Raw genomic sequence first — 16889 nt, 5'->3', positions numbered from 1 at the left:
AGCGGCCCGGACGGGGCGGGGCGGGGGGCATGCGGCGCCCCGGGCACGGGCATGACCCGCGCCAACCGCACCCCGATCGACGCCCAGTTCGATCTCTTCCTCCCCTATCTCTCCGATCTGCCGATGCGCGATCAGCGCGAGATGATGGAGCGGCCCTTCTTCAGCCTCGCCAAGGCGAAGCGGCTGAAGGCGATCGACTATCGATCGCCGGACGGCAAGGTGTGGGTGCATGTCTCGGCCAATCCAGATTATGGCATGGCGACGATCTGGGATGCCGACATCCTGATCTACTGCGCGAGCATGATCTCCGATATGCGGCGGCGCGGCCTCAACGATATTCCGCGCACGCTGCATATCATGCCCTTTGATCTGCTGCGCGCGATCGGCCGCCCCACCACCGGGCGCGCCTATGAGCTGCTCGGCCAGGCGCTCGATCGCCTGCAATCGACCACGGTGAAGACCAATATCCGCGCCGACAATCGCCGCGAGGCGACCTTCTCCTGGCTCGACAGCTGGTCGCAGCTGGTCGACGAGAAGACCGAGCGCTCGCGCGGCATGTCGTTGAGCCTGGCGGGCTGGTTCTATGAAGGGCTGATGATGGAAGGCGGGGTGCTCTCCATCGATCGCGCCTATTTCGACATCTCGGGCGGCCGCGAGCGCTGGCTCTATAAGGTGGCGCGCAAACATGCCGGCGGCGCAGGGGAGGGCGGCTTCGCCATTACCATGCCCACTTTGTTCGAGAAATCGGGCGCGGAGGGGCAATATCGCCGCTTCAAATTCGAGATCGCCAAGATCGCCGAAAAGGATGCGCTGCCCGGATATGCGCTGCGGCTGGAACAGCCCGCCGGCAAGCGCGAGCCGGCGCTCCGCATGATCCGCCGTCCTGCCGCCGCCGGCGCCGCCATTGCGCCGCGCGCCGCGCGCGTGGGGGCCAAGCGTGCAGCGTCCCTCGCGACCAACGGCGATGCGGCGGCGATGGCGCCGGGCGGGGAGGGCGCCGAGCCCGCGCCCTTGATCGACGCGATGGCGACGATCCGCCGCACCGTCACGAGCCTCTCGACGCGCGCCACCCAGGGCTGGGTGACGGACGATACCCTCGCCACGCTTCGCGCCGAATGCCCCGGCTGGGACTATCAGACGCTCCACCAGCAGTTCCGCGAATGGGTGGAGGGCGATCCCGCCCGCACGCCGGCCAATTACCAGAACGCCTTTATCGGCTTCGTGCGCGGCTATCACGCGCGCAACAAGCATCAGCTCGGACGCTGAGCCGGCCGCGGCCGGGGCGCGGCCCGCGAGCGTTCCCGAAGTGTCGGCTTCCAGCGTCGCCGGCCACGCCAGACCGCGCCGCGCGCGCGCGCTCCTCTTCGCATTGAACGTAGATCGGCCGCCCGCTCGCGGATTTGATTCAATGTCGAGGCGCGCGCCGCCGTGGCGCACCGGATGTCGACACTCCGGGAACGGCTTTCGGGCCTTCGGGAACGGATCGTCGATCCTTCGGGAACAGGCGCGTCGATCCTCCGGGAACGGATCGTCGATCCTTCGGGAACGCAGCTGTGCCGCCGACTCGGCGCATCGCCGTGAGTCGCGCGTTCGAGGGCGCCGGCTAACCCTCTAACCTTGGGCTTAACCGCTTAACGGAGCAGAGATAGGAATGGATGGGGGGAGAGAGAAGGGGGCGCCCTGTCGGGGCCGCCGCGCAGGCCTTCAGCCTGGTCGCCCGAGATGCGGGCGGGGAGGGGGGTAGGCGCCGTGCCCGCACCCGCCTGCCTCGCGGCGGCGGGTGCGGAACAGGGGGATCAGCCGTTCAGCTTGTCCTTCACCGCCTTGGCGGGGGTGAAGCCGAGCTTGCGCGACGCGGCGATCTGGATGGTCGCGCCGGTGGACGGATTGCGGCCCTCGCGCGCGGCGCTCTCCTTGACCTTGAACTTGCCAAAGCCCGAGATCGACACTTCCTCGCCCTTCGCGGCCGCTTCGGCGACGGCGGTGAACACCGCGTCCACCAGGGTCTTGGCATCCGCCTTGCTGAGCGAATGACCTTCGGCGATGTGCTGGGCGAGATCGGCACTGTTCATCGTCTATCCTCCTGAATTGACGTATGTCGGCTAGCCGAGCCAGGGCCATGCGTCCACCGGTCCAATGCGAAACCGCTCACGCTTCGGCGGTTTCGGCCTTGCGAGCGCGGGGTTTGCGCGTCTTCGCCACGGGCTCGGCCGGCTTTTTGCGGCCAAGGCCGATCGCCAGCGCGAGCTGCTTGCGCTTTTCGGCATAGTTGGGCGCGACCATGGGATAGTCGCGCGGCAGGCCCCATTTGCGACGATACTCGTCCGGTGTCAGCCCGAAGCGCGCGCTCAGATAGCGCTTCAGCATCTTCACCTTGGCGCCATCCTCAAGACAGACCAGATAATCGGGCCGGATGCTCGCCTTGATCGATACGGCGGGCTCGGGGCGCTCCGCCTCGACGGCCTGCGGCGCGGTGGCGGCGGCGAGAGCCCGATGAACATTCGCGATCAGGGCCGGCACCTCGGCGGTATCGATCTGGTTGTTCGAAACATGCGCGCTGACGATCTCGGCCGTCAGTTCAATCAGATTGGCCTCTTCCATCTCGCCTCTACTCCATCACCATCGTGCGGCGCCCCGCGGGTCTGATAGCCTTTGCTCATGCCGCAGGTTAACCGGTGATGAAGATCGTATCCAATTCTACCGAGATGAGTAGATGGAAATTCGGCTAAGCCGCTTTTCGGCCGATAAGATTGCTCACCTATGTCAATATGAGGCGGCGGGCGCGATCATCAATGGCGGGCATTGTGACTTTCTTTGTCGCCTGAAGCGGCTTGCTCGCACTAAGCTGGTGAAAAACATAAACTATAATCTGGATCAATCTTTCTGATTATCTCATCGGGTTGCGAGATTGCCCCGCCCAGGAACGGCGCCCAGCGCACGGCGCACGGGCGCCGGAATGGTATAGACCGCCTGCCGCTGGGCGCCGCGATTGACGTGGTCGACGCGATAGCCCTGATAATGGCGGCGCATCAGCCCGGCGCGCACGAGATCGGACACGGCGCGGCTGACATTGGTTTTGCCGGACGCGCGCACGCGCTCGCGCACTTCGGCGTCGATCCGGCGGCTCGCCACATCGGCGTCCAGATCGCCGAGGCGGCCGTCGCGCTCCAGGTCGCGGCGAACGGCGGCGCGCAGCGCGATGCGGCGATGATCGCGCTCCGCCATGGGCGCGAGCGCGTCGCACAGCCAGTCGCGCAGCGGGGTGAGGCTGTTCGCCTCGCGCACATAGGGGCCGGCCTGGCCCGCGGCGTCGGCCGCCTGGGCGATCAGGCTCAGCACCATGAAGGCGTAGCGCGGGCGGCTCGAGGCGGCCTGGAGCCGCTCCAACAGGGCCGGCACGTCCAGCGGGCGCTCGGGCGGGGCAGGGGGCTCGTCGAGCCCGGGAAGGAGCGGCGCGTCGGCCGAAGCCGAGGGGGCAAATCCAAGCGGCGACATGCGAACATACCAAGCACAAGCCCGAGTCGCTGTGAATCCCCTAATTGGGCGTCGGGCACTTCTGCCAGTCGTGACACTTTACCTTCGGCGCGGATAAAGTGTCAGAACTGGCGCGGGTAAAGTGTCAAACGCGGGCCTTTACGCGGCGCGGCGCCCGGCGCCGGCGGGCGCGAGACCGAAGTCGGACGGCATGGCGAAGGCCGCGCCGGACGGCCGGGCTCAGCCCGTGGCCCCGCCCAGCGCGCGCACCGTATCCACCGCCGTGGTGATCTGCTGGGTGCGCAATTGCAGCAGCGCGCGCTCGGCATCGAGCGCGGCGGTCTGGGCGGTCACCACCTCCAGATAGTCGGAGGCGCCGTCGCGATAGCGGACCAGCGCGAGATCGCGCGTCCGCTCGGCCGCGCGCGCCGCTTCCTCGGTGTCGCGCACCTGGTCGATCAGCCAGCGATTCTGCGCGAAATCATCCTCCACCTCGCGAAAGGCGGTGAGCACCGTCTGGCGATAGGCGGCCGCCGCCTCCTCGAACTGGGCACGCGCGATGCGCAGGCGCGCGCGGCGGGCACCGCCATCGAACAGCGGCAGCGCCAGCGCCGCCGGGCCGAGCGCCCAATAGCTGCTGGCCTTGGAGAGGAGATTGGCGCCCGTCGTCTCGAAACCGCCGCCGGCCCCGAGCGAGAGCACCGGGAAGAGGGCGGCGCGCGCCACGCCGATCCGCGCATTGGCGGCGGCGATGCGTCGCTCGGCCGCGTCGATGTCCGGCCGCCGCTGGAGCAGGGTGGACGGCGTGCCGGCGGCGAACACCGGGGGCGCGGGCTGGCGTGCGTCTACGGCAAGCGCGAAGCTGGAGGCGGGCACGCCCACCAGCGCCGCCACCGCATGTTCATAGGCGGCGCGGGCGGCATGGACGGCGGCCAGCTCGGCCCGGGCCGAGGCGAGCAGGGCGCGGGACCGGCTGGTGTCCAGGCCCGAGGCGATGCCTCCCTGGTGGCGCACGTCGGTCAGATCATAGGCGCGTTGGAAGGCCGCGACGGTCTCTTCCAAAAGCCGTGTCCGCGCATCGAGCCCGCGCATCTCGAAATAGGCGCTGGCGAGCGAGACCTGCAAGGCCAGCCTCGTGCCTGCCACATCGGCCGCGCTCGCCTCCACCTCGGCGCGGCCGGCGCGCACCTGGTCGCGCAGCCGGCCGAACAGGTCGATCTCCCAGCTCGCGGAAGGACCGATGCGGTAATCCGTGTAGGTCGCGGCGCCCCCGACCGCGATCGGCCGGTTGCCCGAGACGCGCTGCCGCCCCACCGAGCCGCCCAGCGAGACTTGCGGGGCGAGCGCGGCATCGGCCTCGCGCAGGGCGCCCCGTGCCTGATCGTAGCGCGCCAGCGCCGCCGCGAGCGAGGGATTGGCGGTCTCCAGCTGCGCTTCCAGCGCATCCAGACGCGGATCGCCAAAGGCCTGCCACCAGGCGGCCGGCTGGGCGCCCGCGGCGGGGCTGGCCATGGCCCAGCCCGGCGGCACCTCCTTGAAGGCGACCGGGGTGGCGGTGGGCGGCACCGCATAGCGTGGTGCCAGCGAACAGCCGGCGAGCGCCGCCGCCAGCGCGAGCGGCGCCCCCCGCGCGAACCGCCTAGCCATGCGCGGCGGCCCCGGCGAGGCGGACATGATCGCCCTCGGCCAGCGCGTCGGGCGGGCTGTCGATCACCCGGTCGGTCGCGGCGATGCCGGCGCTGATCTCGATGCGATCGCCGAGATCGCGGCCGATCTGGACATTGTGCAGATGCACGCGCCCCGCGCCGTCGACGGTGGCGACGCGCGTGCCGTCCGAACGGTAGAGGATCGCGCTCGCCGGAATGGTCACGCTCTGCGCCGCGCCGGCCAGCGGAAAGCGGACCTGGGCATAGGCGCCCGGCTTGAGCGCGCCATCGGCATTGCCGGCCTGCGCTTCCACCAGCACCGTGCCCGATTGCTGGTCCACCGCGTCGGCGGTGCGCACCAGCACCGCGTCGAACGACCGGCCGGGATATTCGGGAAGGGTGAGCGTGACATGCTGGCCCGCCCGCACCTGGGCGGAATAAGCCTGGGGCACGCGCACATAGATCCGCATGCGGCTGATGTCCGCGACCGTGAAGAGCGGCGCGCCGCCGCCGCCGCCGGCGGTGACGAGCTGGCCGATCTGCGTGGTGCGGCTGGTGACGATGCCCGCGAAGGGCGCGACGATCCGGGTGAAGCCGCTCAGCGCCTCCAGCCGGCGGACATTGGCGCCGGCGGCATTGGCGACCGCGCGTTTGGCGGCGAGATCGCCGAGCCGTTCGTCGGTCTCCTGCTTGGAGACGGCATCCTGCTTCTGGAGCTGCTGCCAGCGCGTCGCGGTCGTGTCCGCCAGCGTCTCGTTGGCGCGCGCGGTCTGGAGATCGGCGCGCGCGGCGGCGAGCTGCTGCTCCACCTCGGGCGCGTCGATCAGCGCCAGCAGCTGCCCCGCCTTCACCGGCGCGCCGATATCCACCAGCCAGCGGCGCACATAGCCGCCGGTGCGGGCGTAGAGGGGGGCGGCGTTGAGCGCCTGCACCGTGCCCGGCAGCACCAGCGCGTCGCCCGTGGCGCTGGCCTTGGGGCGGATCACCGTCACGGTCGGATCGGCCTGCTGGTCGGTCCAGCGGGCGAGCGCCTGATCGGCGTGGCGGCGCGACAAAATGCCCCACAGCACCAGGCCGATGAGCAGCAGCACCAGGATCAGGCCCAGGCCGCGGCCCGTGCGGCCGGGCGACGGGGCGGCGAGGGGAGAGACGGTGCCGGGCTCAGACATGGGCTTCCTCCAGGGCGGCGATCTTGGTCGTGCGGCCCTTGCGATGGGCGACGCTGAAGATGACGGGGACGAACATCAGCGTGGCGAAGGTGGCGACGAGCAGGCCGCCGATCACGGCGCGGCCGAGCGGCGCATTCTGCTCGCCGCCCTCGCCCAGGCCGAGCGCCATGGGCAGCATGCCGATGATCATCGCCAGCGCCGTCATCAGCACCGGGCGAAAGCGCGTCATGCCCGCCTCGTGCGCGGCGCGCGCGGCATCGCCCAACTCCTCGAGCCGCTCGCGCGCGAAGCTCACCACGAGAATGGCGTTGGCGGTGGCGACGCCCATGCACATGATCGCGCCGATCAGCGCGGGCACCGAAAGCTGGGTGCCGGTGAGGAAGAGCATCCACACAATGCCCGCGATCGCGCCGGGCAGCGCGCCGATGATCACCAGCGGATCCACCCAGCTTTGGAAATTCACCACGATCAGCAGGTAGATCAGCACGATGGCCCCGATCAGGCCGAAGAAGAGGCCGGAAAAGGCCGTGTTCATCGTGGCATATTGCCCGCGCAGCGTCACGATCGTGCCCTTGGGCGTCTGCCCCTTGAGCGCGCGGATCGCCGCCTGGATGTCGCCCGCCACCGCGCCCAGATCGCGGCCCGCCGGCGTGGCGTAGATGTCGATCACGGGCTGGATATTGTAGTGGCTGACCACCGCGCTGGAGCTGGCGCGCTGGATGGTGGCGATGCCGCCCAGCACCTGGCTCTGGGTCGCCCCCGCGCCGGTAACGGGAATGTTCGACAATTCCTGCATCGAGCGTATCCGGTATTCCGGCGCCTGCGCCGCCACCGTGTAGGACACGCCGTTCTCGGGATTGACGAAATAGACGGGCGCGGTCTGCGAGGTGCCGGCCAGCGCATTGGCCACCGAGGTCGTCACGTCGCGCTCGGTGAGGCCGAACTGGCCGATCCGGGTGCGGTCCGCCGCCACTTTGAGCGTGGGATAGGCGGCCGATTGCTGGATGCGCGCATCGGCCACGCCGGGGATGGTCCGCAGCCGCCGCAGCAGCGCCCGCGCCAGCGTGGCATTGCCCGCCGCGTCCTTGCCGGAGATCTGGACGTCGATCGGCGCCGGCGCGCCGAAATTGAGGATTTGGCTGGTGATGTCGGCCGGCAGAAAGGCGAAGCTGCTGCCTGGAAAGGCACGCGGCAGCGTCTCGCGGAGCGCGCGCACATAATCGGCGGTGGGGCGATGCTCCTTGGCGAGCGTGATCAGGATATCGCCGTCCTGCGGGCCGATCGTGCCCGAATTATTGTAGGTGGTGTTGAGCGACGACACCGGCAGGCCGATATTGTCGACCATGGTGACGAGCTGGTCCGCCGGAATGAGCTGGCGGATGCGGCGCTCGATGCGATCGAACTCGGCCGCCGTATCCTCGATCCGCGAGCCGACCGGCGCGCGCACGTGCAGCGTGATCTGCCCCGCATCCACCGAGGGGAAGAAGTTGCGGCCCAGAAAGGGGATGAGCAGCAGGCTCAGCAGCACCGCGACCAGGAACAGCGCGACAAACCGCCCGCGCGCGGCGAGCGCGCGGCTTAGCAGCACGCCATAGCGCGCCCGGCTCTGCTCGAACCGGGCCTCGAAGCCGCGCTGGAAGCGCGCCAGCGGATTGCGCGTCGTCGCCGGCGCGGCATCATGCGCGTGCGGCTTGAGCAGATACATGGCGAGCGTCGGGACCAGCGTCCGCGACAGCACGAAGGAGCCGATCATGGCGAACACCACCGACAGCGCCAGCGGCACGAACAGGAAGCCCGCGACGCCGGGCAGGAAGAACATCGGCACGAACACGATGCAGATGCACAGCAGCGACACGAAGGCCGGCGTCACGATCTGCGCGGCGCCGTCGAGGATCGCCGCCACCACCGATTTGCCCATTTCGAGATGATAGTTGATATTCTCGATGGTGACGGTGGCGTCGTCCACGAGAATGCCCACCGCCAGGCTCAGCCCGCCCAGCGTCATGATGTTGAGCGTGTTGCCGGTCGCGCCGAGAAAGATGATCGCGAACAGGATGGCGAGCGGGATCGAGATGGCGATGATCACCGTCGAGCGCCACGATCCCAGGAACAGCAGGATCATCAGGCTGGTCAGCGCGGCGGCGATCGCGCCCTCCTTGACCACGCCCGAAATCGCGGCGCGCACGAAGATCGATTGGTCGCCGATCGGCAGCACCTTCAGCTGGGGCGGCAGCGTGGCGGTGAGCAGGGGCAGCTTGTCCTTCACCCCCTGCACGATCGCTAGCGTCGAGGTGGCGCCGTTCTTGAGGATGGTGAGCAGCGCCGAGCGCGTGCCGTCGACATGCACCACATTCTGCTGGGGCGCCGATCCGTCGCGGACATGGGCGACGTCGCGCAGATAGATGGTGGCGCCGTTCACCGTCTTGACCGGCAGATCGTTGAACGCCTCGATCGTCGCCGGCGTGTTGTTGAGCTGCACATTATACTGGAAGGTGCCGATCTTGGCGAAGCCGACCGGGTTGATCTGGTTCTGCGCGGCGATCGCATTGCCGACATCCTGCGCCGACAGGCCCTTGGATTGCAGCGCCTGCGGATCGATGTCGACCTGCACCTGGCGCTGCCGGCCGCCCGAGGGATAGGGCATGGCCGCGCCCGGCACCGTCACCAGCCCCGGCCGGATCTGGTTCTGGCCGAGATCGAACAGGGTCTGCTCCGAAAGACCGCGGCCGGACACCGCCAGCTGCAGGATCGGCACGGTCGACGCGCTGTAGTTGAGGATGAGCGGCGGGGTCACGCCGGGCGGCATCTGCTTGAGCACCGTTTGCGACACCGAGGTCACCTGCGCGGTGGCGGTGCGGATATCCGCGCCCGGCTGGAAATAGATCTTCACGATGCCGATACCCTGCATCGAGTTGCTCTCGATATGCTCGATATCGTTCACGGTCGTGGTCAGCACGCGCTCGAACGGGGTGATGATGCGGCCCGACATATCGTCCGGCGAGAGGCCGGTATATTGCCAGGCGGTCGCTACCACGGGCACGCCGATATTGGGGAAGATGTCCACCGGCGTGCGCGCCGCCTGCAAGCTGCCGATCAGGGCGATCAGGATCGCCATGACGATGAAGGTCAGCGGGCGGGCAAGAGCGATCCGAACGATGCCGATCATCGTGGTGCGTCACTCCAAAGAGGCGATCCGGAGCGGCATGGCCGCGGAAAAGACCGGCGACGCGAACGCGCGCGGCAGCTTCTCATGGTCCTGGGCCGGGAGAGGGTCCAGTATCAAGTTACAACTTATCAATACGTTAAGACTATTGATTGGCGGCTATCGGGCGGGTTGAGGTGGCAGCCGCCAGGGTCGTGCCGGCGAACCGGCGCATCACTCTCCCCCCAAGGTTCCCGTCTGGCGCGGGCTGAGGCGGCTGCGTCACGCGCGAGAACCGCATCGATCCGACCGGGTTCCCGGCCGGAGTCAAAAAAAGCGGACTGTGGCGGCGGCGCCGCCTATCGGGGGGCGGGGGCGGGCAGCAGCGCCGCGCTGAGCAGGTGAAGCGCGGCGCCTTCCGCCGCCTCGGCGAGCTGCGTCTCGAGCGCGCGATAGGCGGCGAGCACCGCCTCGCCCTGCGCCGTCAGCCGCGCGCCGCGCTCGCGGCCGCCGCCGGGCAGCGTCTCGACCAGCCGCTCGACGAAACAATGGTTCATCTCGTCCACCAGCAGCCAGCAGCGGCGATAGCTCATCCCGAGGCTGCGGCCCGCCGCCGAGATCGAGCCCTCGGCGGCGATCGCGGCGAGCAGATCGGCCTTGCCCGGACCGAAGGCGATCGTTTCGCCCGAGAAGAGCTGAACCTTGAGCTTGAGCGGGCCGCGACGCATCTTAGCGGCGCGTGCGACCAGGGCGGGAAGGACTGAGGATCATGCGGGCTCTCCGACCATCGAGGCCGGGCAGGATAGCAGGGCGGCCGCGCCGGCGCGACTGCTCCGGAACGGGAGCGAAGCCTCGCCGTTGCCGGTCTTTGGGCGCATAAGGAAGCCGTTAAGGTACCGTGAGACAAGACGGAGTCATGGATATCGAGAGTCGCCCGGAGCCACTGCCCCGCGCCCGGCGCGCACGGGTGGCGCGCGACATGCACGCGATCTTCGGTGATGCCGTGCGCCCGCCGCCGTCCGCTTCTACCGCGCTGCAGCCGCTGCGCCCCATAAGGCCCCGGCGGCGCGGCTGGATGGCGGGGGTGGGGCTCGGCGCCGGGGCGCTGCTGCTCGCGGGCCTGACCGGCTATGCCGTGCGTACCCCGGATCCGGTGCCCGCCGCCATCGCACCCGAGCCTGCGCCGGTTCCGGCGCCCGTCCCCGCTCCGGCGCCCGTCCTGCGCCCGACGCAGCCTGCGCCGACCGCGCCGGCGGCCGCAGCGGCGCCTGTGGCGGCGCCCGTCGCGGTCACCGCGCCGCCGCATGCCGCCGCGCCCGCCTCCACTGGAACGCCGGACAAGCCGCTCGACGCGGCGCCACCGCCCGTCCATCGATCGGAAGGCGCGCCGCCGCGCGCGCCGCATGAAACGCATCACCAGCGCCCCGCCGCCGCGCACCCCGCCGCCCCGTCGCGCGAAGATGCGGCGGCCCGGCCCGCGCCGCGCCGCGCGGCCAAGCCCGCCGTTCCGGCCCGCGCGCATGCGGCGCCGAAGCCCGCCGCCGCGCGGGATGAACCCGCAGCCCGCGCCTGCCACCCCAGCGACGCGCCGCGCTGCCTCCATCCGAAGCTGATCGCCGCCGAAGCCAAGCTGCGCTGGCTCTACATGCGCGCGCGGGCGGAAGGGGCGAGCCGCGCCGCGCTGCTGCCGATCCGCCGGCAATGGGACCGGCTCAACCGCCATGCCGAGGAGGATCCCGTCGCCGCGCTGGACGGCTATCGCGCGCTGGCGCAGGATCTGCGCGATATGCGCGAGCCGCTGTGATGACCGAGGAGGATGCGCTTCCCCCCGCGCCGCCGGCGCCGCCGGCCGCGCGCGATACGCCGCCGGTCGGGCAGGTCGAGGGCCAGCTCGTCTACGCCATCGGCGATATCCATGGCTGCTACGCGCCGCTCCGCGCGCTGTTGGGCAGCATCGCCGAGGATGTCGCCGCGCGGGCCGCGGGACGCACGCCGATCCTCCTCTTCTGCGGCGATTATGTGGATCGCGGGCCGGCCTCGTCGCAGGTGCTGGACTGCCTCGTCTGGCTGCGCCGCCACAGCGGCTATCGCGTGCACTGCCTCAAGGGCAATCATGAGCAAGTGATGCTCGACTATCTCGCCGATCCCGCCGCCGCGGCGGACTGGCTGCGCTTCGGCGGCGGCGAGACGCTCGCCTCCTATGGCGTCTCGCCCCCCGCGCCCGACGCGCCGCCGGCGGACCATGTCGCGGCGCGCGACGATCTGCTGGAGGCGCTGCCGGTGGCGCATCTCCGGCTGCTCGAAGGGCTGGAGCTGCTCGTCGGCATCGGCGATTTCGCCTTTGTCCATGCCGGCATCCGGCCGGGCGTGGCGCTGCGCAACCAGGCCGAGGAGGATCTGCTCTGGATCCGCGAGACCTTTCTGAGTTCGGCCGAAGATCATGGCAAGATCATCGTCCATGGCCATAGCTGGCGGTCCGATGCGCCGCAGCTGCACGACAACCGCATCGGCATCGATACCGGCACCTATGATACCGGCGTGCTCACCGCGCTGCGCCTCGAAGATGGCGCCGCCGCCATCCTCCAGGCGCGCGGCTAGCCCGGGCCGCCTCCCGGCTAGATGCCGGCATACCATTGGTAGCCGGCGACATCCTCCCAATAGCCGCCCTTGCCGCCATAGCTGTTGGCGAGCGTCGATACCGCCTCGACGCGCATCACATATTTGGCCTGCTTGTAGCCGAGCTGGCGCTCCACCCGCAGGCGCAGCGGCGCGCCATGCCCCACCGCGAGCGGCGCGCCGTTCATCGCCCAGGCGAGGATCGTCTGCGGATGGAAGGCGTCGACCAGATCGATCGACTCATAATAGGGCCGGCTGCCGAAGCTGTCGGCGCAATGCAGCACGATATAGCGCGCCTGTGGCCGCAATCCGGCCTGTTTCAGCAGCAGGCCCAGCGGAAGCCCGGTCCATTGGCCGATCGCGCTCCACCCCTCCACGCAATCATGCCGGGTGATCTGGGTGCGGCGCGGCGCCTGGCGGATCTGGTCGAGCGAGAGCGCAAGCGGGCGGGCGACCAGCCCGTCCACCACCAGCCGCCAGTCGGCAAAGCCGTTCGCCACATGGGCGGCATAGGCATCGGTGCCGGGCGTGGCATTGCCGTTGACGCGGAACAGCGGCGACATGTCGGCCGCGCCATATTCGGGCGCGAGCGCGGTGCGATCCATGACGATGCGTTGCGCGGAATAGGTCAGGCGCTGGCCGAAGCCGAGCAGCGCCTGGGTGCTGGGCGACGCGGCGATCCGGTCGCAGCCCGCCGCCGCCAGCCCGCCCGCGCTCGCGCCGAGCGCGCCGATCAGCCTGCGGCGGGAGAGAAGAAGGCTCACGATCGGGGTCCTTTCGGCAGCCGGTAGCGCCCGGTGATCATCGAGCGGATCTCGTTCAGCGGTCCGGCGAGCACCACCATGAGGAGATGGACGAGGAGGAAGGCGGCCAGCCCCATGGCGCAGAGAAAATGGATCGAGCGGGCCGAGGCGCGGCCGCCGAACAGCGTCAGCAGCCATGGCCAGGCCGCGTCCATGCCGGGCGACATGGTCAGCCCCGTCAGCACCACGCCGGGCAGCAGCACGAAGATCACGCCGCCATAAGCGAGCTTCTGGAGGATGTTGTAATGGAGCGCCGCGGCGCCGGTGGGGAAGCGCAGCCGGGCATGGGCGCGGATGTCCGCCAGCAGGTGGCGCGGCTGGAGTTCGCCCGGCCGGGGCAGAAGATCGCGCCGGAAATGACGGCCCAGCACGCCCCAGACGAGAAAGGCGAGGCCCGGCACCACCAGCAGCCAGGCAAAGGCGAAATGCCAGACCCGCGCGCCCGCGAGATCATAATGGGAGGGCAAGGTGAGGAGCGGCGGGAAGGCGACGAAGCGGCCGCCCGCGGGCGTCACGCCCAGCAGCCCCGGCGTGGGGATGTGCAGCGGTCCGATCCGGACATGGCCGGGATAGATGTCCAGCCAGCTATGGTCCGGATTGGCGCCGAACTGGCCCCAATAGAGATGCGGATGCGCGTTGAAGATCATCAGCCCGCTCATCAGCATCACGATCACGCTGAGCGCGTTGAGCCAGTGCCACAGCCGGGTCGGCAGGCGGTGGCGCTGGACCAGATCACCGCCTTGCGGCAGCGCGCTAGGCGTCGGCATGATCGGCTCGGCCGGCGCGATGGGATCGGCGGAAGCGTCTCGGATCTGTACCATAGGCCTCTCGGAACAGGCGGCTGAAATGGCTGCGGCTGGCGAAGCCGGCGCGCGCGGCGATGTCCGTGATCGGAGCCTCGCCCTGTAGCAGCAGCCGATGGGCATGGGCCAGCCGCGCCTGCGACACGAACTCCATCGGCGTCACGCCCATCTGCTCGCAAAAACCCTTGGCGAAGGTGGATCGGCTCCGCCCGGCCACCGCCGCCAAGCCGCCGACGCTGTGCGCCGCCGCCGGCGCCTCCAGAACGGCGCCCACCGCGCGGGCGAGCCAGGCCCGGCCGAACAGACCCGGCAGGTCCGCAATGCCGTGGCGCGCGATGTGCGCGCGCAGCGCCAGGATGAGGCTGGCCTTCATCAGCGCGCCGGTCAGCGATCGCGAGAAGGCGCCGGGCGCATCCGCCTCGGCGAGCATGGCGTCGAGGCTCGCGGTGATGACGGGACAGGCTTCCAGCCGCGCCGCGATCGGCACCGCCAGCGTGTCGAACAGGCCGAGATGGCCGGTGACATCGGCCTGGATCTGCGCGCACATGATCCGCAGACCGGCGGGTCCGCCCGATCGCGCATCATAGAGTCGCAGCCCGTCGGCGCGCATGGCGCAGATGCCGGGGGCGGGGTGATCGCGCGTCGGCGCGGCAGAGGCGGCCAGCCGCTGCGCTCGGCCCGTCGGAACGATCACCACGCTGCCGGGCCCCAGCAGCAGGGGCGGTGCGCCTTCGACATGAAGATGCAGATCGCCGCACAGCACGAAATGCACCTCGATAGCGGTCAGCGGCGCGATCGAAATCTGCGCGTCGGACGCGATCTCGCACAGCGCGAAGGCGCTCAGCTCCACCGCCGTCGCGGCGAGCACCCGATCCAGCGCAGGCACGATCATGGGGCCGAGTGTCAGCCGAGATCCCCTCGTCTTGCCAAGCGAAATCTGGCGCTCCCCGCGAATTGCGGACCCTGGGGCGCGGCCGCCGGACGCTGGGGCACATGGCGCCGCCGGCGCGGGACGCGATACCGCCGGCCTTGGCGCGTCCGGCGCCGGTCGGGTCAGAGTCGAAAATGGATCGCGCGGCGGTGCAGCGGCACCAGCAGCGCGAGGATCATCGCCACGAACAGCAGCGCGCAGGCCAGCGAGGCCGCCTTGGCATCGCCGACGAGCGTCAGGGCGCGCAGGTCCAGCCACTCGCGCGGGGCCACATAGTCCCCCCCGGTCGGGATGATCGGCAGATCATAGATGCGCCCCAGCAGCGTCGCCAGGATGAAGGCGAGCATGGCATTGCCCCCCAGCACGCGCGCGGGCGAGAGCAGCGCGCGTGCCGCCCGCACGCGCTCGACCGCCATCAGCAAGGCCAGGGCGAGCGCGCTGAAGCCACCGCTGAACAGGGCGAAGCTGCTGCTCCAGATGCGCTTGTTGATGGGAAACAGCGGATCGAGCAGCAGGCCGGCGAGCACCAGCCCCAGCCCCGCCGCGCCGATCGCGGCGATGGCGCGGCGGCCCCGGTGCCGCCACGCCCAGCCGGCGAGCGCGCCGATCAGCACGTTCACCGTGGCGGGGAAGGTCGAGAGCAGCCCTTCCGGATCATAGACGACGGGGCCGTCCGCGCCGGCGCGTCCGAGCCGCCAAAGATGCGCGACGGTGAAGAGCCGGCGATCGATATAGCCCCCGAGATAGGCCTGGGGATCGAGCCGGCCGGGGCCGAAGCCGGGCGCGGGCACCCGCATCAGCAGCGCCCAATAGCCGATCAGCACCGCCAGCGCGGCCAGCGCGATCCGCCCGGGCCGAAGCAGGCGTCGGCCCGCGCCATCGGTCCGCCCGGTGGCGACCAGCGCCGAGGCGGCCAGCAGATAGCAGAGCGCGATCCGCTGCAGCACGCCGGGGATGCGCATATAGGCCAAGCCCGGCCGGCCGGCCGGCCCCTCGGTATAGAAAAGCTCCCAATTATAGGTCGCCTCCAGCGCCAGACCGAGCGCGATAAGCAGGACCGTGCGCCGCAGCACCCGGCCCCAGAAGCGCCGCCGATCCCCGGCGGTGCGCCACGGCCGTGGGAAGGAGAGACCGAGCGCGACGCCGACGCTGAACAGGAAGCTCGGAAAGACCATGTCGGCGAGCGTCCAGCCGTTCCAGGCGGCGTGCTGCAAGGGGCCATAGGTCGCCGCCCAATCCCCCGGGCTCACCACCAGGATCATGCCCGCGACCGCAAGCCCGCGCAGCACATCGAGGGACTCCAATCGCGTGCCCTGCTCCACCGCACCCTCTCCTCGTTCGTGTCGATGGCCTCGACCTCCTTGCCGGGATCCGCCTTCGCCCGCGGCAAGGCAAGGGCGAAGCTGCCGGGGGGGGGGGGGCGCGCGGCGCGACCGGAACCACTGGTGAAGCGCGCGGCCGCGTGGCACGGAGCCTTAAGCTTTTCACACGTGCAAACGGAGCCACCATGACGCGCGCGGCCCTCAAAGGTACCTACGCCGCCCCGGCGATCGAAAAGGCTTTCGAGATCCTCGAGATGCTGACGACCCGCGCCGACGGGGCGCTGGTGAGCGAGATGGCCGGCCATCTCGGCCGCTCGGTGGGCGAATTGTTCCGCATCGTGGTGGTGATGGAGCAGCTCGGCTATCTTCAGAAGACGGGCAAGCAGGATCGCTACCGGGTGGCGTACAAGCTGCTCGATCTCGCCTATCGCGCGACGCCGGCGCATAATCTGGTCGATGCGGCGCGCTCCGAGATGCGCGAGCTGGCGCAGGCGACCGAGCAATCCTGCCATCTCGTGGTGGCGGGCGGCGGCACCGGGCTGGTGATCGCGCGCGAGGAGAATCCCGGCATGCGAGGCTTCGCGCTGCGGCTGGGCGCCTCGATCGATCTCATCAAGAGCTGCTCGGGCCAGGTGCTGCTCGCCTTCCTGGAACCCGACCGCGCGCAACGCGAGATCGAGCAGGCCGAGGCGACGCAGGGCAAGAGCGTGGATCGCGAGTGGCTGGCCGGGCGGCTGGCGGTGATCCGCGACCATGGCTTTGATCGGCGCAAAAGCCCGATCACCCATGGCGTGACCGACATTAGCTATCCCGTCTTCGGCTTCGACGGCAAGGTGGCGGCGGCGCTCACCATCCCCTTTCTCGAGCTGATCGACGGATCGCAGAAGGTGGATCTCGAATCCAGCCAGGCGCTGCTCAAGCGCGCGGCGGCGGCCATCTCCACCGCGCTCGGCTGCGGCGCCGGCGGCGGCGGGGTACGCTGA

At 70.0% G+C, this 16889-nt stretch carries 16 protein-coding genes; 5 read left to right on the top strand and 11 right to left on the bottom strand.

Going from position 1 to position 16889, the window contains the following annotated elements:
* The first annotated feature begins 51 nt into the window (after window positions 1-51).
* Entirely contained in the window at window positions 52-1266 is a 1215-nt protein-coding gene (locus tag LHA26_RS17005; protein WP_252168693.1) for a replication initiator protein A, read from the top strand.
* Window positions 1267-1796: 530 nt separating this feature from the next.
* Here the strand turns inward: LHA26_RS17005 and LHA26_RS17000 are convergent.
* The 6 genes from LHA26_RS17000 to LHA26_RS16975 form a co-directional block, all read right to left on the bottom strand.
* Complete coding sequence (locus LHA26_RS17000) at window positions 1797-2072, bottom strand: HU family DNA-binding protein (RefSeq protein WP_252168692.1); 276 nt, start codon at window positions 2070-2072, stop codon at window positions 1797-1799.
* Between the two features lie 76 nt (window positions 2073-2148).
* A complete protein-coding gene (locus LHA26_RS16995) occupies window positions 2149-2601 on the bottom strand; it encodes a Ros/MucR family transcriptional regulator (RefSeq protein ID WP_252168691.1) in 453 nt (150 codons plus the stop codon).
* Between the two features lie 291 nt (window positions 2602-2892).
* The gene (locus tag LHA26_RS16990; RefSeq protein ID WP_252168690.1) at window positions 2893-3495 is read right to left on the bottom strand and encodes a hypothetical protein; all 603 of its coding nucleotides are present in this window, start codon (window positions 3493-3495) and stop codon (window positions 2893-2895) included.
* 219 nt (window positions 3496-3714) lie between these two features.
* Window positions 3715-5121 (bottom strand): efflux transporter outer membrane subunit, encoded by a 1407-nt coding sequence (locus tag LHA26_RS16985; RefSeq protein ID WP_252168689.1) that lies wholly within the window; start codon window positions 5119-5121, stop codon window positions 3715-3717.
* Window positions 5114-6289, bottom strand: a complete 1176-nt coding sequence (locus LHA26_RS16980) for an efflux RND transporter periplasmic adaptor subunit (RefSeq protein WP_252168688.1) — start codon at window positions 6287-6289, stop codon at window positions 5114-5116. The genes LHA26_RS16985 and LHA26_RS16980 overlap by 8 nt, the downstream gene beginning before the upstream one ends.
* Window positions 6282-9455, bottom strand: coding sequence for an efflux RND transporter permease subunit (locus LHA26_RS16975; protein ID WP_252168687.1), 3174 nt, complete (start codon window positions 9453-9455; stop codon window positions 6282-6284). Before LHA26_RS16975 ends, LHA26_RS16980 begins: the two co-directional genes overlap by 8 nt.
* Here LHA26_RS16975 and LHA26_RS16970 point away from each other — a divergent pair.
* Window positions 9445-9627, top strand: coding sequence for a hypothetical protein (locus tag LHA26_RS16970; RefSeq protein WP_252168686.1), 183 nt, complete (start codon window positions 9445-9447; stop codon window positions 9625-9627). The two genes, LHA26_RS16975 and LHA26_RS16970, sit on opposite strands and share 11 nt — an antisense overlap.
* A gap of 163 nt (window positions 9628-9790) precedes the next feature.
* Here LHA26_RS16970 and LHA26_RS16965 read toward each other — a convergent pair whose 3' ends face one another.
* Window positions 9791-10159, bottom strand: coding sequence for a winged helix-turn-helix domain-containing protein (locus tag LHA26_RS16965; protein ID WP_252168685.1), 369 nt, complete (start codon window positions 10157-10159; stop codon window positions 9791-9793).
* Between the two features lie 251 nt (window positions 10160-10410).
* On the opposite strand from LHA26_RS16965, the gene LHA26_RS16960 reads away from it, so the two are divergent.
* Both LHA26_RS16960 and LHA26_RS16955 read left to right on the top strand, forming a co-directional pair.
* The gene (locus LHA26_RS16960) at window positions 10411-11235 is read left to right on the top strand and encodes a hypothetical protein (protein ID WP_252168684.1); all 825 of its coding nucleotides are present in this window, start codon (window positions 10411-10413) and stop codon (window positions 11233-11235) included.
* On the top strand, window positions 11235-12029 hold the full coding sequence (locus tag LHA26_RS16955; RefSeq protein WP_252168683.1) for a metallophosphoesterase family protein: 795 nt from the start codon (window positions 11235-11237) through the stop codon (window positions 12027-12029). Before LHA26_RS16960 ends, LHA26_RS16955 begins: the two co-directional genes overlap by 1 nt.
* Before the next feature lie 17 nt (window positions 12030-12046).
* On the opposite strand, the gene LHA26_RS16950 is transcribed toward LHA26_RS16955, so the two are convergent.
* From LHA26_RS16950 to LHA26_RS16935, 4 genes are all read right to left on the bottom strand, one after another.
* A complete protein-coding gene (locus LHA26_RS16950) occupies window positions 12047-12811 on the bottom strand; it encodes a molybdopterin-dependent oxidoreductase (protein ID WP_252168682.1) in 765 nt (254 codons plus the stop codon).
* Window positions 12808-13617, bottom strand: a complete 810-nt coding sequence (locus LHA26_RS16945; protein ID WP_252168681.1) for a cytochrome b/b6 domain-containing protein — start codon at window positions 13615-13617, stop codon at window positions 12808-12810. Before LHA26_RS16945 ends, LHA26_RS16950 begins: the two co-directional genes overlap by 4 nt.
* Window positions 13604-14545 (bottom strand): AraC family transcriptional regulator, encoded by a 942-nt coding sequence (locus LHA26_RS16940; protein ID WP_252168680.1) that lies wholly within the window; start codon window positions 14543-14545, stop codon window positions 13604-13606. Before LHA26_RS16940 ends, LHA26_RS16945 begins: the two co-directional genes overlap by 14 nt.
* Window positions 14546-14706: 161 nt before the next feature.
* The gene (locus LHA26_RS16935; RefSeq protein ID WP_252168679.1) at window positions 14707-15888 is read right to left on the bottom strand and encodes an acyltransferase family protein; all 1182 of its coding nucleotides are present in this window, start codon (window positions 15886-15888) and stop codon (window positions 14707-14709) included.
* A gap of 203 nt (window positions 15889-16091) precedes the next feature.
* Here LHA26_RS16935 and LHA26_RS16930 point away from each other — a divergent pair, with 203 nt between their 5' ends.
* Window positions 16092-16889, top strand: coding sequence for an IclR family transcriptional regulator (locus tag LHA26_RS16930; RefSeq protein ID WP_252168678.1), 798 nt, complete (start codon window positions 16092-16094; stop codon window positions 16887-16889).

This window comes from Sphingomonas morindae (assembly GCF_023822065.1).
Classification (GTDB): domain Bacteria; phylum Pseudomonadota; class Alphaproteobacteria; order Sphingomonadales; family Sphingomonadaceae; genus Solisphingomonas; species Solisphingomonas morindae.
Note: the sequence above shows the minus strand (reverse complement) of the source record. Positions and strands in the feature narration are given on the sequence as shown.